General features: G+C 61.9%; 17 protein-coding genes. 4 read left to right on the plus strand and 13 right to left on the minus strand.

Annotated features, from left to right (window positions below):
• Positions 1 to 30: 30 nt before the first annotated feature.
• From ACKUUJ_RS02405 to ACKUUJ_RS02420, 4 genes are all read right to left on the minus strand, one after another.
• Positions 31 to 873, minus strand: coding sequence for a hypothetical protein (locus ACKUUJ_RS02405; RefSeq protein ID WP_409064536.1), 843 nt, complete (start codon positions 871 to 873; stop codon positions 31 to 33).
• A gap of 80 nt (positions 874 to 953) precedes the next feature.
• The gene (locus ACKUUJ_RS02410; protein ID WP_409064537.1) at positions 954 to 2,195 is read right to left on the minus strand and encodes an SPFH domain-containing protein; all 1,242 of its coding nucleotides are present in this window, start codon (positions 2,193 to 2,195) and stop codon (positions 954 to 956) included.
• Between the two features lie 48 nt (positions 2,196 to 2,243).
• Positions 2,244 to 3,566 (minus strand): hypothetical protein, encoded by a 1,323-nt coding sequence (locus tag ACKUUJ_RS02415; RefSeq protein ID WP_409064538.1) that lies wholly within the window; start codon positions 3,564 to 3,566, stop codon positions 2,244 to 2,246.
• A 24-nt stretch (positions 3,567 to 3,590) separates the two neighbouring features.
• On the minus strand, positions 3,591 to 4,328 hold the full coding sequence (locus tag ACKUUJ_RS02420) for a DUF4428 domain-containing protein (protein ID WP_409064539.1): 738 nt from the start codon (positions 4,326 to 4,328) through the stop codon (positions 3,591 to 3,593).
• A 203-nt stretch (positions 4,329 to 4,531) separates the two neighbouring features.
• On the opposite strand from ACKUUJ_RS02420, the gene ACKUUJ_RS02425 reads away from it, so the two are divergent.
• A complete protein-coding gene (locus tag ACKUUJ_RS02425) occupies positions 4,532 to 4,858 on the plus strand; it encodes a LuxR C-terminal-related transcriptional regulator (protein WP_409064540.1) in 327 nt (108 codons plus the stop codon).
• Positions 4,859 to 5,027: 169 nt separating this feature from the next.
• Here the strand turns inward: ACKUUJ_RS02425 and mgtA are convergent, their stop codons facing one another.
• The gene (gene mgtA / locus ACKUUJ_RS02430) at positions 5,028 to 7,796 is read right to left on the minus strand and encodes a magnesium-translocating P-type ATPase (protein WP_409064541.1); all 2,769 of its coding nucleotides are present in this window, start codon (positions 7,794 to 7,796) and stop codon (positions 5,028 to 5,030) included.
• 439 nt (positions 7,797 to 8,235) lie between these two features.
• On the opposite strand from mgtA, the gene pyrE reads away from it, so the two are divergent.
• Positions 8,236 to 8,919 carry an orotate phosphoribosyltransferase gene (gene pyrE, locus ACKUUJ_RS02435; RefSeq protein ID WP_117630014.1) on the plus strand — a complete coding sequence of 228 codons (684 nt, stop codon included), beginning with the start codon at positions 8,236 to 8,238 and terminating at the stop codon, positions 8,917 to 8,919.
• A 427-nt stretch (positions 8,920 to 9,346) separates the two neighbouring features.
• On the opposite strand, the gene ACKUUJ_RS02440 is transcribed toward pyrE, so the two are convergent.
• From ACKUUJ_RS02440 to ACKUUJ_RS02450, 3 genes are all read right to left on the minus strand, one after another.
• On the minus strand, positions 9,347 to 10,468 hold the full coding sequence (locus tag ACKUUJ_RS02440; RefSeq protein ID WP_349089033.1) for an IS110 family transposase: 1,122 nt from the start codon (positions 10,466 to 10,468) through the stop codon (positions 9,347 to 9,349).
• A 321-nt stretch (positions 10,469 to 10,789) separates the two neighbouring features.
• Positions 10,790 to 11,962, minus strand: a complete 1,173-nt coding sequence (locus tag ACKUUJ_RS02445) for a Fic family protein (protein ID WP_409064542.1) — start codon at positions 11,960 to 11,962, stop codon at positions 10,790 to 10,792.
• A 286-nt stretch (positions 11,963 to 12,248) separates the two neighbouring features.
• Positions 12,249 to 12,803, minus strand: a complete 555-nt coding sequence (locus ACKUUJ_RS02450; protein WP_409064543.1) for a MurR/RpiR family transcriptional regulator — start codon at positions 12,801 to 12,803, stop codon at positions 12,249 to 12,251.
• 184 nt (positions 12,804 to 12,987) lie between these two features.
• Between ACKUUJ_RS02450 and ACKUUJ_RS02455 the strand changes: the two genes are divergently transcribed.
• Positions 12,988 to 13,524 carry a PTS glucose transporter subunit IIA gene (locus ACKUUJ_RS02455; protein ID WP_022093778.1) on the plus strand — a complete coding sequence of 179 codons (537 nt, stop codon included), beginning with the start codon at positions 12,988 to 12,990 and terminating at the stop codon, positions 13,522 to 13,524.
• A gap of 233 nt (positions 13,525 to 13,757) precedes the next feature.
• Positions 13,758 to 14,315: a hypothetical protein gene (locus ACKUUJ_RS02460; protein WP_117583656.1), complete on the plus strand. Its 558-nt coding sequence runs from the start codon at positions 13,758 to 13,760 to the stop codon at positions 14,313 to 14,315.
• A gap of 298 nt (positions 14,316 to 14,613) precedes the next feature.
• Here the strand turns inward: ACKUUJ_RS02460 and ACKUUJ_RS02465 are convergent, their stop codons facing one another.
• The 5 genes from ACKUUJ_RS02465 to hypF all read right to left on the minus strand — a co-directional run bounded on the left by ACKUUJ_RS02465 (position 14,614) and on the right by hypF (position 20,467).
• Positions 14,614 to 15,282: an HAD family hydrolase gene (locus ACKUUJ_RS02465; RefSeq protein WP_409064544.1), complete on the minus strand. Its 669-nt coding sequence runs from the start codon at positions 15,280 to 15,282 to the stop codon at positions 14,614 to 14,616.
• 123 nt (positions 15,283 to 15,405) lie between these two features.
• Complete coding sequence (gene hypE / locus ACKUUJ_RS02470) at positions 15,406 to 16,440, minus strand: hydrogenase expression/formation protein HypE (RefSeq protein ID WP_409064545.1); 1,035 nt, start codon at positions 16,438 to 16,440, stop codon at positions 15,406 to 15,408.
• A 48-nt stretch (positions 16,441 to 16,488) separates the two neighbouring features.
• Positions 16,489 to 17,601, minus strand: coding sequence for a hydrogenase formation protein HypD (gene hypD / locus ACKUUJ_RS02475; RefSeq protein WP_409064546.1), 1,113 nt, complete (start codon positions 17,599 to 17,601; stop codon positions 16,489 to 16,491).
• Complete coding sequence (locus ACKUUJ_RS02480) at positions 17,601 to 17,861, minus strand: HypC/HybG/HupF family hydrogenase formation chaperone (RefSeq protein ID WP_409064547.1); 261 nt, start codon at positions 17,859 to 17,861, stop codon at positions 17,601 to 17,603. Before ACKUUJ_RS02480 ends, hypD begins: the two co-directional genes overlap by 1 nt.
• A gap of 134 nt (positions 17,862 to 17,995) precedes the next feature.
• Positions 17,996 to 20,467: a carbamoyltransferase HypF gene (hypF, locus tag ACKUUJ_RS02485; protein ID WP_409064548.1), complete on the minus strand. Its 2,472-nt coding sequence runs from the start codon at positions 20,465 to 20,467 to the stop codon at positions 17,996 to 17,998.
• Positions 20,468 to 20,478: the final 11 nt, after the last annotated feature.

The following is a 20,478-nucleotide window of genomic DNA, read 5'->3' on the forward strand; positions in this document are numbered from 1 at the left end:
TCCGCCAACCGCGGCTGATGTTACGTGCCGTTACGCGATGGTTGCGCTGTAGGAGGCGACGTCCTCGTAGGAATCGGTCAGGTAGGCGTCGATGCCGATGGTCGTGTTGACGAGGTCGTCAAGGCTATCGAGCGTGCCGTTCGAGAACGTGAATTCCTCGGTGGCGTTGGTGCCGGGCATCAGGTGAGCCGAGAACCAGGGTTCCTTCATGGTGCCGTTGACGTTGGTCTTGCCGGAAGGAGCGTAGAAGGTCAGGTCCTTGTCGCTCTTGTTGGTGATGTTGACGACAAAGCCGATGTCGCCCCAGTCGTCCTTGAACTTCTCGGTGATGGTGATGGTGCACAGATCGTCATCGGCGACGGTGACGGCGGGGGAGATTTCGACGCTCTGGACATCGTCGTCTTCGACGGCCTCATCGATCTCCTCTTCCTTCTCGGCCGCCTCGCGATCCTTCTTCACCGTGCCGGACAGATCCTTGTCGGACTTGGTGAAGATAAGCTTGTCGCCGTCCACCTCAAGGACGAGCTTGTCGTCCTTGAGCTTCAGGTCGTGCGACTCATCTTCGGCGGTGATCGTTACGGTGGTGGCGTCCTTGGCTTCCCATTTCAGGTCGGCGATTTCAAGGAACATATCGAGGACGCCTGTGCCGTCCTCGTCGAGGATCAGGACGCAGTTGAGGCCCCACTCCTTGAGCATATCCATGTACTCATCGGTGAGCTCTTCGCCATCCAAGGTTCCACCCGAGTACTGCCAGCTGCCGACGAAGTTGGCCTTGGGGTCCTTGCCGCCGCCGCTGCAGCCCGTCAGGGCAAAGGCGAGCGCCAGTACGCATGTCAGAAATGCGAGTACGGACTTTTTGAACGTTGTCTTCATGGTGTCCTCCTTTATCGAACGAAACCCATAGAAGCAAATGCGGGGGTGGCGGATCCCCCGCCAATTACCAGATAGAGGGGCTAGGGCCTGGGCGTTCCGCAGTTGCTGCAGAACTTGCCGCCGTTTTCGCTGCCGCAGTTGGGGCAGAACCACTTGGCCGGTGCCGGGGCGGGTGCGGGGCTGCCGCACTCGGAGCAGAACTTGCCGGTGTTGGTGGCACCGCAGCTGCAGGTCCATGCGCTGGCCGCGGGGGCAGCGGCAGGAGCCGGTGCGGGAGCGGGTGCCGGAGCTGGCTGTGGGGCGGCCTGCTGCTGTGCCTGGCCGGCGGCGAACAGCTGGCTGGCGTTCATGCCGCCCATGCCGCCCGCCATGCCCATGCCCATAAAGCCGGCCATCGCGCCGTTGGGGTTGGCCGCCGCGGCGCGCATCGCATCGCTCTGGGCACTGGCGATGTTGGCGGCTGCCATGGTGGGATCGCGCATGACCGCGGCCTTCTGCAGGTCCTTGATCATCTGCTCGTCTTCTTGCGAGGCGGCGATGGAGTTGACGCCAAAGCTCACGATCTCGACGCCGCGTAGGTCGCGCCAGTCGGCCGAGAGGACCTCGTTGAGCGCGCGGGCGAGCTCGGTGGTGTGGCCGGGAATGGCGCTGTAGCGGATGCCCATTTCCGAGATCTTGGCAAAGGCGGGCTGCAGGGCGGTGAGCAGCTCGGACTTAAGCTGGCTGTCGATCTTATCGCGCGTGTAGCTATCGGTCACGTTGCCGCACACGTTGGTGTAGAACAGCAGCGGGTTGGTGATGCGGTACGAATACTCGCCGTTGCAACGCACGGAGATGTCGACGTCCAGGCCAATGTTGTTGTCAACCACGCGGAAGGGCACGGGCGAGGCAGTGCCGTACTTGTTGCCGATGATCTCCTTGGTGTTGATGAAGTAGACGCGCTGGTCCTTGCCCGCGTCGCCGCCAAAGGTAAAACGGCTGCCGATATTGGCGAAGGTCTCCTTGATGGAGTCGCCCAGGTTGCCGCTGAAGACGCTCGGCTCGCTGCCGGTATCGAAGACGAACTCGCCGGGCTCCAGCGCGACCTCGATGATCTTGCCGTTTTGCACCACGAGCATGCCCTGGCCGTCGTTGACGGCGATGACCGAGCCGTTGGAGATGACGTTGTCCTCGCCGCGCGTGTTGGAGCTGCGGCCGCCGGTGCGCTTGCTGCCCTTGCAGGCTAGGACGTCAGCGGGCATCGATTCGCAATAGATAAATTCTTTCCACTGGTCGGCCATGACGCCGCCGGCAGCTCCCAATCCAGCTCTCAAGAGTCCCATGGTGATCTTCCTTTCTCGTCAAAGGCCGGGTGGTATTGGTCAGAATGGCTAATCGTCCTTGTTGTCCTTCATGACAACGGTGGTCTCGGTGTGGCTGAAGGTGTCGTGCTTCTCGGTCAGGTCGAGCTCGCCACAGTAGCAATCGGCGTGGGTGGCCTCGTTGGCCGTCTTGAGCTGGCCCACCAGCAGCACGTCTGCGATGACTACGATGATCAACGGCGCGACGATGTTGATGAGGATGCTCTCGACATCAAAGGTGAGGTAGTCCGGATCGAAGGCATTCCCACCCATAAAGAGAATCTGGGAGAGGACAAACCCGATCACAAAGAACAGCACCGAGGCGATAGCGAGCTTGGGCTTGGAGCAGGGAAGCTCGCCGACCATGCGGCCGGTTTGGCCGTTCATAGCAAACAGGTAACTCTTGCCGTTCCACGAGGTGGAGAGCATCCACACGGGGAACAGGGCGTAGTCGCTGTCTTCCCAGGTGTAGTCGAGCTGCTTGCTTTCGACCGTGGCGTCGTCATATTCGTCGACGACGGTCTCGCGCAGGGCCGAAATCGTACTTTCTTCCATACGACGCTCGGCGCGCGCCTTGCAGGTCTCGCAATCCTCGTCATAGCGGTTGGCGATGTAGCCGGGCATATAGGCGACCGAGAACGGGCGCAGCGCGTCGTAGTCAAACGGCTCGATGGCGTCCATGTGGCCGTCGGGCATCTTGGACGATCCGTCGACGGGCACGCGCTCAAACGAGATATTGCCCTTACGGTAGGCGTCGTAGTGGTCGGTGGTCGTGACGGTGCGGTCGGATTCCTCGGTCACGGTCTCGTTGGTCGCGTCAAAGTACACTTCGCCGTCAACGCGGGCGCCGTAGAGCCAAAACGGCACGTAAACGCCTTGGACCTCGTCGATGTGGTTGCCGGTGACAAAGCTCTTGGGCAGCAGGATTTTACCCTTGTAGTGGTCTTTGAGCGCGGCCATGACATCGTCGCGCCCGAGCTTAAACGGAATCACCAGGTCGGGTGAGAAGTCGCCCGAGAGCTGGCCGGGTGCCACGGCGGAGTTGCCGCAGTACGGGCAGGTGGTGACGGCGACGGTGCCGTCGGACACGAGCTCGGCGCCGCACGACGAGCAGATGTAGCCGGCGTTTTGAGCCAGCTCCTGCACGGCATCGTCGACAGCAGGCTTGGGGGCCGCGGCTGCGGCATCGGCTTTGGCATCTGCCTTGTCCTGGCGCTCGCGATAGAGGGCCTCGACTTCTTCGACTTCAAAACGCGAATCGCAGTAGTCGCAGACGAGCTTTTGCTCGGCACTGGCAAAGTGAAGGGGGCCGCCACACGCGGGGCACTGATAGTTGACGCTCTCGAAGGCCATGATCGGTCCTTTCGCTGCCGGAGGCTATGCGCCGATGGCGCCGCCGCAGTATTCGCAGCGCCCGCTGGCATCGGGAATGGTGGTTGCACCGCAGAAGGGGCAGGTGACCGCGGTCTTGGGGGCCTTAGCGGCCACGACGCTGTCGCGCGTTTCCTGACGCAGCTGCACCAGCGCGTCGCGGACCTCGGTTGCCTGGCGCTTGGCCTCGCGGTATTCGATGGAACCGCGCTGATCGATGGTGGAGTCGTTCACGCGCAGGTTGATCTCGGTAAAGTACGGCGTGTTGACGTGGATGGTCAGATTAAAGTCGTAATCCAGGTCATAGCGCGGCGGGTTGTAGCTCTCGCGCTCGCCGTCCTTGGTCTCGTGATAGATCTCGGTGCGATGCTCGTCGATATCCATATCGCAGCCGAGTACCTGTGAGAACTCGATGATGTCGGGATTGGCGTCGCGCCAGCGGCTCTGCGAAGTGATGATCAGCAGGCCCGCGTCTTCGTCGAGCATGATGTTGGTGCGCCCGGCCGAGAGTGTGCGCGTGGGGTTGAACGACGCCAGGCGCTTGGCATTGGCCTCGCGGTAGGCGAGTTGCTCGCGGATATCGTCCGCGGTGCTGGAGCGATAGCCGTGGAAGTAGGGGGAGAGCTTGCCGGCACACTCTTTGCACAGGTAGCCTTCGCTGATCTTGGTCTTTCCCAAAAGTCCCAGCTCGGTACCGCAAATCGCGCACTCTTTCTTTTCGAACATCTTGTCAAAGAAGCCCATGGCTGCCTCCCATCAACAGGTAGCGTGTGTCACTTTTGATGATGGGGGAGTGCGCGATCTTTCACGATACCCAGACGGCTCAACGAGTCTCCACAACTGGGACATATGGCCCATTTTTGGCTAGTCGCTGGGGACACTCTTCGGCCACTCATTGGGGACGTACGCTGCTGGGGCAGTTGGGGCGACGAGCCGATGATGTCGTGATGCGGGATGGACTGGCACTTGCTACCGACGATTTTGGTGGGGATTTTGCACCCGCATGTTCCGATTCCGCGCCCGTGGAGGCAGCGGAGTTCACGCCCGATGAGTGCCTCGATGCCTTCGTTGCCGCCTTTGGGCTTACAGAGCGCGAGCGCGATATTCTTGAGGTCTTGGTCGTTTCGGACCAGAGCGTTCAGGACATCGCCGCAACGCTCTTCCTTTCGCGCTCAACGCTCTACCGTCACATTTCCTCGATCAACAAAAAGACCGGCACCACCTCACGTGTGGCCCTTATCAACTTCTTCTGGTCCTGGACGCCCAAGGACTAGCTAATCCTCCAATAAGTTGCGGTGGAATAGTCCCTAAATCAAAGTCATGGGGCTTTAAACAGGAACTATTCCACCGCAACTGCTGAGGGGACAGACTGCGGCAGCGGCAGAGGCGTTGGCAGCTGTGGTAGTGGCAACGGCAGCTGGCAGGGTGTTTTCCGTCTGCTCGCTACAGTAGCTCGCCGTGGCGTGCAATGTAGCGGCGCTTTGCCAGCTGGGTGAGCGCGATATAGGCGGTAACGATGCCGATGAGCAGCGCGAAAAAGCTCGCGGGTAGCGTCATGAGGCCGAGTGCATCGGCGATGGGGCTTGCCGGCAGCCAGGTGACAAGCGCCAGGCCTAGCACGGTGAGAGCGCACAGCGCGGGCGCGGCGTGGTCACGCGGGCTCGGCAGGCGCGGGGAGCGCAGCATGTGGATCACGAGCGTCTGCGACCACATGGACTCGACAAACCAGCCGCTCTGGAAGAGCGCGGCGAAGGTCGCCATGCTCGCGACATTGCTCGTAGCGGCGAGCTCGGCCCAACTTGCGCCCACGGCGGCGGGGCACACCACAAAGAAGAGCGCGGCGAAGGTCACGATGTCAAACAGCGAGCTCACGGGGCCCAGCTCGAGCATAAAGCCCTTGATGGACGCGGCGTCCCAGGAGCGCGGACGGGCAGTCCAGGCGTCATCGACGGTGTCCCACGGTAGCGTGATGCACACGATCTCGTAGACGAGCGACAGCAGCACCAGCTGCAGGGCACTCATGGGCAAAAACGGCAAGAACAGGCTTGCGACGGTCACGGACAGCACGTTGCCAAAGTTGGAGCTCACTGTGGTCTTGAGGTACTTGAGCAGGTTGCCGTAGGTGCGGCGGCCTTCGATGATGCCGCGTTCGAGCACGCCCAGGTCCTTCTGAAGCAAGATGATATCGGCGGATTCCTTGGCAATGTCGACGGCCGAATCGACCGAGATGCCGCAATCGCTCGCACGCATGGCGGCGGCGTCGTTGATGCCGTCGCCCATAAAGCCCACGGTGTGGTCGAGCATCTCGCGCATGACGCGCACCAGGCGTGCCTTCTGCAGTGGCGAGAGCTTGGCGAAGAGGTGGGTTTTCTCGGCGCGCTCGGCAAGCTCGGCGTCATCGAGTGCATCGATCTCGGAGCCGAGCAAGACGTTGCTCGCATCGATACCAATCTGCTCGCAGACGGTGGCGGCGACGCGGTCGTTGTTGCCGGTCAGGACCTTGACCGCCACGCCCTTGGCTTCGAGCGTGGCGACGGCTCCCGCGGCACTTGCTTTGGGCGGATCGAGGAAGGCCAAAAAGCCCATCAGCACCATGTCGCATTCGTCGGCGATGCCAAACTCGCCCACGCAGCGCGGATCGGTCTTCTGTGCCACGGCAATCACGCGCAGGCCCTCGGCGTTAAGATCGGCGACCTGCTTGCGAATCTGGGCGAGCTTGTCTTCGGCGAGCGGCCGGGCGATGCCATCGACCTCGACAAAGGAGCAGATCTCGAGCATTTCCTCGGCAGCTCCCTTGGTAACCATCTGGGTTTTGCCTTGGGCGTCGGAGACAACTACGCTCAGGCGACGGCGCGAGAAATCGAAGGGAACCTCGTCGACCTTGGTGTAGCGGTCGCGCAGGCTCTGGCCCAGCATGGAATCGGGTGCGACGGTCGAGGGTGTCACATCGGCACGGTCGATTACGGCCAGGTCGATAAGATTTTTGAGGCCGGTCTGGAAGAAGCTGTTCAAAAACGCATGGCGCAGCACGCGCGCGTCCTCGTTGCCATCGGTGTTGAGGTAGCGCTCGAGCACGATGCGGTCTTCGGTGAGGGTGCCGGTCTTGTCGCAGCACAGGACGTCCATGGCGCCCAGGTTTTGAATCGCCGGCAGCTCCTTGACGATAACCTGGCGACGGGCGAGGTCCTTGGCGCCCTGCGACAGGCTCGTGGTCACGATGACGGGGAGCATCTGCGGCGTGATGCCCACGGCCACGCTCGTGGCGAACAGCAGCGCGTCGATGACGTTGCCCTTGGTGGCGGCGTTGATGGCAAAGACGGCCGGCGCCATAACGAGCATGAGGCGTACGAGCAACATGGAGACGCTCGAGACGCCGCGGTCAAACGCGCTCTTTTCGCCGCGCCCGTTGAGTATCTTGGCGATGCCGCCCAGGTAGGTGTCCGAGCCGGTGGCAACGACAAGCGCCATGGCGGTGCCGTTTTGCACGGAGGTGCCGGTAAAGACGATGTTCTTGCAGGCAGAGAGTGGCGGCGCGGAGCCGTCGGCACCCTCGACGACGGTGACGGCAGCGGTCTTCTCGACTGCCTCGCTCTCGCCGGTGAGTGCGGACTCGATGACAAACAGGTCGCGCGCGGTGATGACGCGGGCATCTGCTGGCACCATATCGCCGGCAGAGAGGCGGATCACATCGCCGGGGACGAGCTCGTCGAAGAGGATCTCGATGCGCTCGTCGTCGCGCAGGGCGGTGCAAGTGTTGGAGACCAGGTCCTTGAGGGCCTCTGCCGCATTGCCGCTGCGGGCTTCCTGGATAAACTTCATGCCGCCCGATACCAGCAGCATGATGCTGATGACGATGACCGTGGAGGGGTCGCGCTGCGGCTCGGGCACGGCGAGCACGTCGATGTAGAGTGAGACCAGCGCGAGCGCGGCGAGGATGCCGGCGAAGGGATCGATGAACGCGCCGGCGATGCGGCGGGCGAGCGTCTTGGTCGGCGCTTCGATGGTGTTGGGGCCGGCGGCATCCAGGCGCTCGGTTGCCTGCTCGGCGGTGAGGCCGTTTGCCGTGGCGTCAAGCAGTACGAGAGCGTCCTCGGCGCTATGGGTGGCGGCGAATATGGTGTTCTTGGACAGGCCGGTGCGAGCGGCAGGGCGCGCCGTGCGGCGGCGCTTGGAGATGGCTTCGAGAACCGTGGCGGTTTTGAGCATCAGCATAGGGTCCTCCTTGTTGAAGGGAGTTAGCGTACGTGTCGTATTGAGTTGCAAAAAACCTAGATGTCGCTCACGTCAAGCTCACGAACTACCACAAAGGGGACAGGCACCTTTGTGGGGGGGTTGACGATCTGCCGGTGGCGTTTATGCGTGTGCGGAGTCCTCGCGGCGTGCCGAGGGCGACATGCAGGTTTTTCGACTAGGACTGCCTTCCATGGCACACCTCCTAAAGGCTGAGCGCAGCGCGCTTTGGGTATCTCGTACCCCTTTTTAATCCGCCCGTATTCTTGATGAGGGGGTTTGACATGTCAACCCCATTGTTCGGAAAACCATTCCCTCTGACAAAGCCTTTACAGAATGCCGTGGCCCCAAAGCGCGCCCGCATCGACGCTTCGCCTGCGCTAAACTGGAAGGCACGTACGCGATTACGAGAGGAGCCCGCATGGAGGCTTACAAGCAAGAGTTCATCAAGTTTATGGTTGAGTCCGACGTCCTTAAGTTCGGCAGCTTTACGCTCAAGAGCGGCCGTCAGTCTCCGTTCTTTATGAATGCCGGCGCTTACGTGACGGGCTATCAGCTCAAGAAGCTGGGCGAGTATTACGCCCAGGCCATCCACGATAACTTTGGCGACGATTTTGACGTGCTGTTTGGGCCGGCCTACAAGGGCATTCCGCTGGCCGTCGTGACCGCAATTGCCTACCACGAGCTGTACGGCAAGGAGGTCAAGTACTGCTGCGACCGCAAGGAGGCCAAGGACCACGGCGCCGACAAGGGCAACCTGCTGGGCTATGAGCCCCAGGACGGCGATCGCGTGGTCATGGTCGAGGACGTCACCACCAGCGGCAAGTCCATCGACGAGACCTATCCCAAGGTTAAGGCTGCTGCCGACGTCGAAATCAAGGGCCTGATCGTGTCCCTCAACCGCATGGAGGTCGGCAAGGGCGGCGTGACCACCGCGCAGAAGGAGATCGAGGCCAAGTACGGTTTCCCCGTCGCGAGCATCGTTTCCATGGCCGAGGTCGTCGAGACCCTCTACAACCACGAGATCGATGGCAAGGTCGTCATCGATGACGAGCTCAAGGCCGCCATCGACGCCTACTACGAGCAGTACGGAGCTCGGGAGTAGGTAGTTACGCGGGTTTACCAACCCGCGTAACCAGTTGACGCTGCAGGCCCGTCAGAGCGGCAATCTGCCTTTCAGCTTCGGCGGCATGACCAGAAGGTCAATGCCGCCTCGTTTCAAGGCACCTTGCTCGCTCTGGCGGGCTTTCGCTCATATGACCCAATCCGCTGTCAAGAGCCACAATGGCCCCGCCGACCGCTTGCAATCGGTCGGCGGGGCCTGCCGTTGAACCCGTCCCGGTCCGCCCCCGGCATGTCGTCGACGCCTTCGGCTCAGTCTCATATCCGCGGATACCGTTCTGTCGGCCCGCACTCCGTTCCTTCGGCGGGGTTCCCCAAGTCTGTCGAGGCGCATGCGGAGGGCTCCGCGCGCACAGCGAAATAGGGGGTATCCCCGAAGGCCGCCCGGCTCGCCGGGACGGGGGCTATGTCTATTCCGCGCCCTCCCGGCACATCATGCCGAGGGCCCAGAGCCACCTCACGAGCTCGGCCGCGGTGGCCGCGTTGGCCTTCGCCGCGGGCACGCCGCGGGCGAGCATCTCCTTGCGCCGCCGCAGGAGCCGCTCGGACCCCTTCCTCCCGTGCATCCTTATCTCGAGGGGCACGCCCGTGTCCCTTGGCATGAGCTTCGGCTGGTGCCGTGCCGCGGCGTAGCACCATGAACCCTCAACGGCCAGCTTCCTCACGAGCGCGTTGCCCGCACCGCTGATGCCTCCGAGCCGCACGGAGTCGCCACTCGACCTCTGACTCGGCGCGAGGCCGAAATAGGCCGTGACCTGCCTTCCGGAACGGAACCTCGTGAAGTCGCCGACCTCGGCCGAGAAGGCTGCGGCCAGCGCGAAGGCGCAGCCCTTGATCGACTGGAGGGCGGCCACCTCCGCGGCGATCGGGCTGGCATCCACGGCGGCCCTGTACTCGGAGAGCAGGTCCGCCCGGGCCTCCGCCGCGGCCTCGACCTCGTTCCTCAGGGCGGCGAGCGTCCGAACCCCGCCATCGTCCTCCGGCCTGACCTTGTCGAGCCACCTCAGGAAGTCGTAGGTCCAGTACTTCCTCGGGTTGCCGGCGGGCGTGGTGCCGCCGTAGACGAACCCTCGCTTTGCGAGGAAGGCGAGCAGCCGCTGCTTGGCGGTCGCCAGGCGCGCGGTCGCCCCGTCGTAGGCGCCGGCGAGGTCCCTGATGCCTTCGACCTCGGGGGAGGGGATCCATACGGGGGAGATGTCGTGGGCGAGTATCGCCTTGGCCATCCTGGCGGCGTCGTTCCTGTCGTTCTTGGAGGCCGAGTCGGCGGCCGACCTGGGGATCTTCGAGACCGCGGCGACGACGCACTCGACGCCGAGCCCGGCGAGCTCCCTTTGCGGGGCGAAGCCGAGGTAGCCGCTCTCGTAGGCCGCGAGCGACGGCCCGGGGAACCCATCCATCCACCCGGCGATCTCGCCCCAGGGGTTGCCGGGGAACCTCCTCGTCACGGCCTCGCCGGTGTCCGCGTCGAGGGCGCAGACGGTGGTCGACCTCAGGTGGACGTCCATCCCGAACGCGGTAGAATACTTTGGCATGGGAGCCTCCCAACCTCGTTGCGGCGCGGCTGCGCCTATGGCACTTCAACATCATTGTCGCAGCCCCGACCCGCGGTCACGAGCGGGGGCTCCTATCTTTTTAGTGCCCTCGGATTGGGTCATAGTGTCTGTCGTTGCCAAAACATCGGCGTTGCCTTGTCGCAAGTAGTCATCGGGGACGTTCTTGTTTGACTAGTCGTTTAAGAACGTCCCCAATGACTAGTCAGAAATGAGCGTGGATAATCTCCCGTTTTTGGCCTGTGTGTGGACTCAAAGTGGGAGATTATCCACGCTCGTTTTAATATGGCTGGGCTGCGGTGCTTATCTAATCGGCTCAGCGTCTTCCCTGAGAATCGAAAGATACTCTTCATACCCGTACTGTCGGTATCTCTGTCTTGACTCGTCGAGTGGACGGAGGATACCCAATTCTTCAAATGATTTGACGAGCGAGCTCGCGGTGCTCCTACCGATATCGAGTCGGGCAGCGATAAATGCGGTGTCGAGGATGGGATGCTCTTCAAGAAGGCTCAGCAGCCTTTGTCCGTTTGCGGCAGTCCTTCCGAGATTTTCGGTAATAGCTGCCGTCGAACGGTTGTGGAGATCAACAAGACTCTTTAAAGACCCTACCGAGTCCTTCGCACTCTCAAGAAGACTGGCGCAGAAAAACTCTATCCATTCCTCGTAAGTGCCTCGCTCCCTTACGGATGTGAGTTGCCGGTAGTACTCGCTTCGATTTTTCTTGAACTGGAACGATGGGTAGAACAAGCAAGAATGAAGAACGCCATCATTGATGAGCATAAGTGTAATGAGAAGCCTGCCCAGGCGACCGTTTCCGTCTAGGAATGGATGGGCAGTTTCAAATTGGTAATGGACGAGCGCCGCCCGCACGATCGGATCCATTTCGACTTGAGGCTCATTGATAAATCGTTCGAGGTCCTGGAGCGTGTTGCTCAAATCTTCAATGTTTGGAGGGACGAACGATGCAGTTGCAATGGTGCAGCCTGAAGGGCCAATCCAGTTTTGTGAGGAGCGCAGCTCGCCTGGATTCTTCTCCGTTCCGCGCACTCCGTCCAGCAGGACCGCATGAACCTGCCTGAGAAGCCTCGTACACAAGGGCATCTTTTTGAGCAGTTCTACGCCGCGGTCGACAGCACGGACATAATTCACGACATCTGCGACATCTTTATGATGGAGTTGGGTTTGCGATGGACTAAGTAGGTCGTCAAACGTGCACTGGGTTCCCTCAATTTGCGAAGAAAGGAGTGCTTCTTTGCGCACATACATTGTCAGATACATGTCGGCGTTGGGAACAAAGTAGAGCATGCCTTCAAGCTCTCCAAGCTTTCGTGAGCATGTGGAAAGCGTGCGATAGGTTTCCTCAGTGAGGTTTAGCTGCCTCAATGATTGCAAGGGCGTTGGCAAAAACGAATAGTAAGCCAATTTCCCCGATAGATTATTGCGGAGCGTTCCCTGGCCGTTCTCCTCGATTTGCATCGCGCCCTCCATATCTTTAGTGCCGGAAACTCGCTATTAGGCTAATCATATCAATTCTAATAACGAGTTTATGGCGAAAATAGTTATTAGAGTCGATTTGAATAATCTAATGACGAGAAGTCGTTATTGCTTTGGTGCAAGGTGGTCGAGTGGTCCCTCGGGCGCAGAGGAAAACGGAGCATTCAACACGAGCGTGGATAATCTCCCGGTTTTGGCCTGTGTGCGGGCTCAAAGTGGGAGATTATCCACGCTCGTTAGATAAGCGTCCGAAAATCCGCGCTCGTCGCTACTTAAGCCCGGGCAGGCGGGTGTAGGGAAACGATCGCTCCAGGAATTCGGCGCAGCGGTCGTAGTCTTTGGCGAAGTAGCTGCTGTAGAGCGAATCGAGCACGTATTGCACGGCGATGTGGCTGGCGAACTGCGTGATGCGATGCGTCATACTCTCGTGGTCACTTACCGTGAGGTAGGCGGCAAAGCCAGGGTGAATGCGAGCGCAATAAGGCGTGCCGATGACGATGACCGGGACATGCCGGCTGCTGAGAATCGGCAAGATGTCCTTGAGGTTGGGGGCAAGGCCGCTGTAGGAGATGACGATTGCCGCATGGTCGGGACCCGAGGCGAGCGCCGTACGCACCTGGGCCTCAGCGCCGTCGTGGCACGTTGCGCTTTTGCCGGCGGAGAGCAGGCGGTCGCGGAACATTCCTGCTGGATAGAGGTTGTGCGAGCCCGTGTAGATGTCGACCTGTCGGGCGTTTGCGATGAGCTTGGCGGCGTGGTCAAGCTGCGTGGGGTCGAGCAGCTCCTGCGTTTCGGCCAGCGTGGTCTGGTAGAGCCCTTCCATGCGCTCCATAACCTGCAGGCGATACTCGGCTTATCGACCCGCGATGCAAAGGAGATACTCATCCCGCGAGCACTACCGGGAAGGGCTTGCGATTCGAGCCCTCACCTTAGCAATTTGATCATTTGGCACTATAATCACCATAGGCATGCGCATAACGTTGCGCTTAATCAAGAGGAGAAAACATATGGGTCTGTTTGACATGTTTAAGAAGAAGGCTGAGCCCGCGGCAGCTGCTGCTCCGGCCTCCATCTCTGCTTCTGCTGGCGCCGACGTGCTGTGCTCGCCTGTCAAGGGCAAGGTCATCAAGATGGCCGACGTGCCCGATCCCGTCTTTGGTGGCGAGGTTCTGGGCAAGGGCTGCGCTGTGTGGCCCGAGGACGACCTGGTCTACGCTCCCTGCGACGGCAAGGTGACCGTCACCATGGGTCACGCCGTGGGCCTGCAGTCCGATAGCGGCATCGAGGTTCTGGTGCACGTTGGCGTCGATACCGTCAACATGAACGGTGATGGCTTCGAGGGCTTCGTCAAGGCCGACGACGTTGTCAAAGCTGGTCAGCCCATACTCAAGATCGACCGCGCCAAGATCGCTGCCGCCGGTTACAAGGACTGCGTCGTCGTGGCCGTGTCCAACACCGCCGAGTTCGCTGACGTCGAGCTCGCCGTCGAGGCCGAGTCTGCCGTCGCCGCCGGTGACGCCATCGTTAAGGTCGTCCGCAAGTAGTCTGCGGCATCCAGAAGATGCGCAAGGGTGGTCGGGTTGTCCGGCCACCCTTTTTTAATAGGCTAAACAGGTGCATTTTATTGCAAGGGGCTTGCTTTACGGGCCATTCGTTCGTCAAATTGAGCCGCCTGCGCTTTTGCGACGCAGGGGGTTGGGCCGGGCCGCTAATATGGACTTGCTGTTACGACGTGCGCTGCGCAGGGAACGCGGCGCCGCTTGTTTGGAGGAATGTCATGAAAAAGAAGCTGCTGCTTGCGCCCCTGATGGCTGCCCTGGTCGCGTGCGTGGTTTTGCTTTCCGGCTGCGGAGGGCCTTCGGTGGAAGAGCTCATCACCAACGACCTTACGAGCCAGTTTGACGAGATCAAGAACGGCGGCGATGATTTCCTCTCCGGTCTGGAAGAGGCTTCGGGCGACGAGTTTGAGCAACTGGGCATCGATCCCAAGGAGTACGCCAAGAGCTATCTCGAGGGCTTTGATTACAAGATCGGCGATGTGACGGTCGATGAGGACAAGGGCACTGCGACCGCCGAGGTTACCATCACCTGCAAGTCCATGAATAAGATCGTCGAAGATTTCGCCACCCAGTATCAGGAGAAGGTCGCCGCACTCGATACGATGCCTTCCGAGGATGACCTGTACAAGATGGCCGGCCAGGTCATGGTCGACGTGACCAAGGCCGCTAAGACCAAGGACACCAAGGTCACCTTTAAATATTCCGCCAACGAGGATAACGAGTGGTCTGCCGACGATTCCGCAACCACCGAGATGATGAATGCGATGATGAGCTAGGGGGTTACGCGGTTCTACGAACCGCGTAACTGCTCGACGCTGCAAACGCCCCTAAGCGGCAATCTGACGTTCAATTTCAAGGGCGCGACCAGAAGGTCAGCGCCCTTTCATTTCACGTCACCTTGCTCGCTTAGGGGCGTTTTCGCTGTCCGTCCTCTACCTGCGGCGTTGCCATGGTAGTCATTGGGGCGGCACTTGGGGACGTTCCTTTTCTGCCGGCAGTTGGGGACACTTCTTTGGTACGGGGGCAGCTAAAAGAGCCCCGTCCCACATTAGCTGCCCGTGGAGGGATGTGCGGTTACTCGCCCAGTACCAGCGCCGTGAGCTCTGCCTGGGTGTCCACCACGTAGTCGGCGCCGGCGGCTTCCAGCTCTGCGCGGCCGCGGAAGCCCCAGCTGACGTCCGCGCTCTTAAGGCCGGCGTTGTGACCGGTCAGGATATCGACATTGGAATCGCCCACATAGAGCGTGGTTGCCGGATCGGCACCCAGCTCTTCCATCACATGCAGCGTGACGGGTGCTTCGGGCTTGGGCGGAAACGCATCGACACGGCCCTGTACCAGCGCAAAGCGCTCGGGACCAAAATACTTCTCGATAAGCGGAGCCGCCGAGACGTGGTCCTTGTTAGTGAGCACGGCTAGCTGCACACCCGCGGCGCGCAGGCGGTCGAGCATCTCGATTGTGCCGGCATAGGGGGCGGTGTGGTCCTCCTTGTGCTCGCCGTAGTAAGCCCTAAACTCGGCGAGCGTCTGCTCAAACATACGGCCGTCGCCCGCGTACTCGGCGGGCATAAAACGCTCAACCAGCTTGAGCATGCCGTTTCCCACCTTGTAGCGGTACTCGTCAACGGCAAACGTGGGCCAGCCGTGCGTCTCGCAGGTATGGTTGCCGGCGGCCGCCAGATCCTCGAGCGTGTTGAGGATGGTGCCGTCCAGGTCAAAGATCACATGGGAAAAAGCTGCTGCCATGAAAGCTCCCGTCATTGGATTTAAAACGCACCTCATAATACTGGGCTTCCGCGTTGGGCGTGCTTGGAATCTGAACATCTCCAGGGATACCAAGCCGCATCGCGCCGACCGTGCGGTTCCGCCCTAGCAAATTCTCGGCAGCTGCTCTCCCACGAGCATGTCGAGGATGCGGGTCGAGCCCCAGCCGGTGCGCACGCGCACGGCGGGACGGGAGCCCTCGGCAAGCGGCAGCACGCGACCGATGATGGCGGCATTCTCGCCGTAGCGGGCGGCGCGCATGGCGCTCAGCGCGGCATCGGCTTGCTCGGCCGGCACCACGGCGACCATCTTGCCCTCGTTTGCCACCTGCAGCACATCGTAGCCGAGCATCTCGCAGGCGGCCTGCACGTCGGGACGCACGGGCACGGCATCCTCGTCAACCTCCATGGCAACACCGCTTGCCTGGGCAAACTCGTTGAGCGTGGACGCCAGGCCACCGCGCGTGGGGTCGCGAAAGCAACGCGTGCCGGGCGCTGCGGCCAGAACGTCGGCAATCAGGTGGTTGAGCGGCGCGGCGTCGCTTTCTATCGTGCTCGAAAAGGCCAAACCCTCGCGCTGGCTCATGATGGCGATACCGTGGTCGCCCAGTGTGCCCGACACCAGGATGACGTCGCCGGGGCGGCAGTTGGCGCCGCTGAGCGCCACGCCCGTGGGAACCTCGCCCACGCCGGCGGTATTGATATAGACGCCGTCGGCCCCGCCGCGCTCGACCACCTTGGTGTCGCCCGTGATTATGGACACGCCCGCCTCGCGCGCCGTCTCGGCCATGGTCTGCACAATCTGGCGGAGCTTATCCATGGGATAGCCCTCTTCGAGGATAAAGCCGCACGACAGGTAGCGCACGTTGGCGCCCGAGGTCGCGACGTCGTTGACGGTTCCGCACACGGCAAGGCGGCCGATGTTGCCACCGGGGAAGAACTGCGGCGAGACTACAAAGCTGTCGGTCGACATGGCGATGCGCCCGCTCGCGGGCAGCGCGGCGACGCCGGCGTCGTTGCCCTCGAGCAGCTCGGGCGACCCAAAGGCATCCAAAAAGACCTCATCGATGATGCGTTTCATCATCTGACCGCCAGAGCCGTGGCCCAACAGGACGGTGCTATCGGTGATGCTATGGGACATATCCAAAACTCCAATCGTGGGTGGTGCCAGTGTGCGGGTGCGTCCAGGCTAGTTACGGTAGCGGTAGTACGCCGCGCAGCTGCCCTCGGAGCTCACCATGCACGGTCCGACGGGGTGCTCGGGCGTGCAGGTGCGGCCAAAGAGCGGGCAGCTGTTCGGCGTAATGGCCCCGCGCAGCACGTCGCCGCAGCGGCATCCACGCGGCTCGACCGTCGCCTCAACGGGCACGTCAAAGCGAGCGCGGGCATCAAAGCGCGAGAACTCGGGGCGGATAGAAAGGCCCGAGTTGGCAATCGGCCCCAGCCCGCGCCACGTGGTGCCGCATGGCTCAAACACCTGCTCGACCAGCTGGCGCGCCACGGGGTTGCCGTCTGCGTTGACGCCACGGCGGTAGGCGTTGTCGATCGCGGGCCTGCCCTCGACAACCATCTGGACCAGCATGCAGATGCCCTGCAGGATATCGACCGGTTCAAATCCCGTGACCACGCCCGGGGTATTGAACTCGTCGACCAAAAAGCTAAAGGGCGCCAAGCCCGTGATGGTGGCGACGTGGCCCGGCAGGATAAAGCCGTCGATGGCGGTCTCGGGGTCGTTGGCGATGGCGCGCAACGCCGGCGGCGTGGTCTTGTGGGCGCAATAGACCGAAAAGTTCAAAAGCCCGCGTGCCTCGGCCTCCAAGATGGCGGCGGCGATGGTGGGCGTCGTAGTCTCAAAGCCCACGCCCATAAAAATGACCGGACGATCGGGGCTTTGCTCGGCGATGTCGAGCGCGTCGAGCGGGGAATAGACGATGCGGATGTCGCGCCCTGCCGCCTTTTGCGCAGCGAGCGAGGTGGACGATCCGGGCACGCGCATCATGTCGCCAAAGGTGGTGATGATGGCGCCGTCTATGTTGGCGAGCGCGATCGCGTGGTCGATGTCGCGGTTGGCGGTTACGCAGACGGGGCACCCCGGGCCACTCAGCAGCTTGAGCCCGGCCGGCATAATGGAGCGAAAGCCATAGCGGCCGATGCTCACGGTGTGCGTGCCGCAGACTTCCATAAGGTTGATGGTGCGGTCGCCGACGAGTTCATGGATGCGTTCGATGAGCTCGCGGGCCAGCTTGGAATCGCGAAATGCCGAAAAGTCGATACCGGAGCGCGCCGGCTGTCCGGCCGCCACTAGTATGCCTCGGCCGGGTTGCTGACCAGTTGGTCTTCTTCGATCAGCTCGGTCATGGCATTAACGAGCTCGAGCGTCTCCTGCGCTTCCTGCTCGTCGACAATCTGGATGCCAAAGCCGGCGTGTACGAGAATATAGTCGCCAACCTGCGCCGTCGGCACGAGTCGTAGCGACACGGGGCGCTCGATGCCCATCATGTCGACGGTGGCCTTGAGGTCGTCGTCGCGTTTGACTACTTTACCGGGAACGGCAAGGCACATATTGTTCCCCTTTTAGACGCTTTGCGCTGGATAGGCGCTCAATAATCCATCAGTTGATGGTAGCGCTCGCGGGGTTTGCGGGCAAACGCGTTACGCCTGTGAGACGGCTGGGCACAGCGGCGTGTGAGGGCGAGCTACTGCGATGCAATCTGCGCAAGACGAGCGCTTGCGACCGCCGCCTGACCGTAGGCGATGCAGCCGTCATTGACGGGTACGGTGTGGGGGACCAAGACAGCAAGGCCCGCGTATTTGAGCTCGCGGGTGAGGAGCTGGAGCAGAAGTCGGTTCATGAACACGCCGCCCGAGAGCGCGACGGTGCCAATGCCCTCGCGCGCGCAGATTTCGGTGGCGATGCGCGCCGAGGAGCGCGCGACGGCGACATGGAAGTCGAGTGCGAGCCTGTCGGCGGGCGCTCCGGCTTCAATTCCCTCCAAAAGTGCCTCAAAGAGTGCTTTCTGGTCCAGCACATCGGGGCCGTCCAGCCACGATGGGCCAGATGTGGAATAGCCGACGTTGTCGTCGGGAAAACGGGCGATTTTGCCGTCCAGTGCACGCCAAGCGGCGGCTTCGAGCTCGATGGCGGGTTCGCCCTCGTAGGTTGCCTGGCCGCAAATGCCCAAAATCGCGGCTGCGGCATCAAACAGGCGACCCATACTGCTGGTGCGCGGACTGTTGATGCCGCGCTCGATCATCGTTGCCGTTATGCTGCGCGTTTGCTCGTCAAGGCTGTTCAAGAGCCCCACGGCTCCCGGGTGCTCGAGCAGGTCGAGCTCGCTGAGCAGGGCAAAGGCGTTGCGGCGGGCATCGTGTACGGATGCGGCGCCACCGGGAAGCGCCCAGGTGCGCAGATGCGCGACGCGCTCAAAATCGGCGAGATGGGCGACAAGAAACTCACCGCCCCATATGGTGCCATCGGTGCCGGCACCCGTGCCGTCGAAGGCGATGCCGAGGACGCGTGTATCGGGCGCAAGCCGGCCTGCGGCAATCGCCTCTGCCATGACGCTCGCGATGTGCGCATGATGGTGCTGGACTTCGATAAGCGGCAGATTGTGCTCCCGTGCCTGCTCGCGCGCCCATTGGCTCGACAGATAACTGGGATGCATGTCGCATGCCAAGGCGGCAGGCGCCAGGTCAAAGAGGCTTTCCAGACGCGTGCGTGCGGCGCTCCAAGCATCGAAAGTCGCGCCGTTTTCGACATCGCCGATATGCTGCGACACAAAACAGGCCGCATGGCCGTCGGTGTCCTCGCGCGTGAGTGCGATCGTGGCTTTTTGCTGCGGCCCGCAGGCGAGCACACAGGGCGTGGCGTTGTCGAGCGCCGGCAACGACAGCGGCTGCGGCGCATATCCGCGTGCGCGGCGCACGGGCATGACGACCCCGTCGACTACGCGTACCACGGAGTCGTCGTAGCGCGACAGAATCGCGCGGTCGTTACCGAGCAGCGCATCGGCGATGCCGGCGGCAACAAGGTGCTCCCATGCAAGGGCATCGTCGGTCTCGATGGGCTCTTCGCTCAGGTTTCCGCTGGTCATGACGAGTGCGCTCATGCCGTGCGCCGCGGCTGCGGCGAGCAGCAAATGTTGAAGCGGGGTGTAGGGGAGCATGACGCCAAGCTCGGGCAAGTCGTGCGCGACGGATGGCGCGAGTTCGAGGGCGTTGGGGGAGCTGTGGGCGTCGTTGCCGGCTGCGCGGCGACGCAGCAGCACAATGGGACGAACACTGCCGGCCAGCAGGTTGCGCTCAATGCCATCGATATGACACAGGCGCTCGGCGTCGGCAAGGCTTCGCACCATAACGGCAAGCGGCTTGTTGCTGCGACGCTTGCGACGGCGCAACTCGCGCACCGCCTGTTCGTTGGTGGCATCGCAGGCCAGGTGGAATCCGCCTAGACCCTTGATGGCGACGATGCCGCCGTCTGCCAGCAGCTCGACGCAGCGTTCGATGATGGCATCGCTGGCCTCGCGCGTGGAGCCGACGGCCGGTGTTGCGTTGACGACCGCTGGCGCAACGCCGCGGTCCGCCTCGCGCCACGTAATATGCGGTCCGCAATCAAAACAGGCATCGGGCTGCGCGTGAAACCGCCGATCGAGCGGGTCGGCATACTCTGCGGCGCAGGTGGGGCACATGGGAAAGCGATCCATCGAGGTGGCCGCTCGGTCATAGGGCAGCGAGCGAATGATGGTAAAGCGCGGTCCGCAGTTGGTGCAGTTGATAAAGGGATAGTGAAAGCGTCGGTCGGCGGGGTCGAACAGCTCGCGCAGGCAGTCGTCGCACGTGGCGATGTCGGGCGAGATGAGCGTCGTGTGGGCAGTTTGATCCTGCGACGCCACAATGCGAAAGCCCTGCTCGTTAGCGGCGTCCCAGTTGCCGGGTGCTAGGTCCACAACCTCGACATGCTCCACGCGAGACGCCGCAGGCGCATGCTCGGAAAGCGCGGCGATAAATTCGTCGAGCGACTCGCTTAGAGCGTGCGCTTCGATATGCACGCCATCGCCCGCGTTGAGCACCCAGCCGCAAATGCCGTGCGCCATGGCCTCGCGATACACAAACGGTCGCATGCCGACGCCCTGCACAATGCCCGTTACATGGATATGCACACGTCGCATGCGACCCTCCT

Source organism: Collinsella sp. wc0583 (genome assembly GCF_046116915.1).
Classification (GTDB): Bacteria; Actinomycetota; Coriobacteriia; order Coriobacteriales; family Coriobacteriaceae; genus Collinsella.

What these genes read in the sequence shown, in the direction of transcription:
- ACKUUJ_RS02460 (WP_117583656.1), top strand. Translation starts at nt 13,758, where the DNA reads ATGAAAAAGAAGCTGCTGCTTGCGCCCCTGATGGCTGCCCTGGTCGCG.
- ACKUUJ_RS02445 (WP_409064542.1), bottom strand. Translation starts at nt 11,962, where the DNA reads ATGCAAATCGAGGAGAACGGCCAGGGAACGCTCCGCAATAATCTATCG.
- ACKUUJ_RS02465 (WP_409064544.1), bottom strand. Translation starts at nt 15,282, where the DNA reads ATGGCAGCAGCTTTTTCCCATGTGATCTTTGACCTGGACGGCACCATC.
- ACKUUJ_RS02405 (WP_409064536.1), bottom strand. Translation starts at nt 873, where the DNA reads ATGAAGACAACGTTCAAAAAGTCCGTACTCGCATTTCTGACATGCGTA.
- ACKUUJ_RS02450 (WP_409064543.1), bottom strand. Translation starts at nt 12,803, where the DNA reads ATGGAAGGGCTCTACCAGACCACGCTGGCCGAAACGCAGGAGCTGCTC.
- ACKUUJ_RS02455 (WP_022093778.1), top strand. Translation starts at nt 12,988, where the DNA reads ATGGGTCTGTTTGACATGTTTAAGAAGAAGGCTGAGCCCGCGGCAGCT.
- hypF (WP_409064548.1), bottom strand. Translation starts at nt 20,467, where the DNA reads ATGCGACGTGTGCATATCCATGTAACGGGCATTGTGCAGGGCGTCGGC.
- ACKUUJ_RS02480 (WP_409064547.1), bottom strand. Translation starts at nt 17,861, where the DNA reads ATGTGCCTTGCCGTTCCCGGTAAAGTAGTCAAACGCGACGACGACCTC.
- hypE (WP_409064545.1), bottom strand. Translation starts at nt 16,440, where the DNA reads ATGTCCCATAGCATCACCGATAGCACCGTCCTGTTGGGCCACGGCTCT.
- ACKUUJ_RS02410 (WP_409064537.1), bottom strand. Translation starts at nt 2,195, where the DNA reads ATGGGACTCTTGAGAGCTGGATTGGGAGCTGCCGGCGGCGTCATGGCC.
- mgtA (WP_409064541.1), bottom strand. Translation starts at nt 7,796, where the DNA reads ATGCTGATGCTCAAAACCGCCACGGTTCTCGAAGCCATCTCCAAGCGC.
- ACKUUJ_RS02440 (WP_349089033.1), bottom strand. Translation starts at nt 10,468, where the DNA reads ATGCCAAAGTATTCTACCGCGTTCGGGATGGACGTCCACCTGAGGTCG.
- ACKUUJ_RS02420 (WP_409064539.1), bottom strand. Translation starts at nt 4,328, where the DNA reads ATGGGCTTCTTTGACAAGATGTTCGAAAAGAAAGAGTGCGCGATTTGC.
- ACKUUJ_RS02425 (WP_409064540.1), top strand. Translation starts at nt 4,532, where the DNA reads ATGCGGGATGGACTGGCACTTGCTACCGACGATTTTGGTGGGGATTTT.
- ACKUUJ_RS02415 (WP_409064538.1), bottom strand. Translation starts at nt 3,566, where the DNA reads ATGGCCTTCGAGAGCGTCAACTATCAGTGCCCCGCGTGTGGCGGCCCC.
- pyrE (WP_117630014.1), top strand. Translation starts at nt 8,236, where the DNA reads ATGGAGGCTTACAAGCAAGAGTTCATCAAGTTTATGGTTGAGTCCGAC.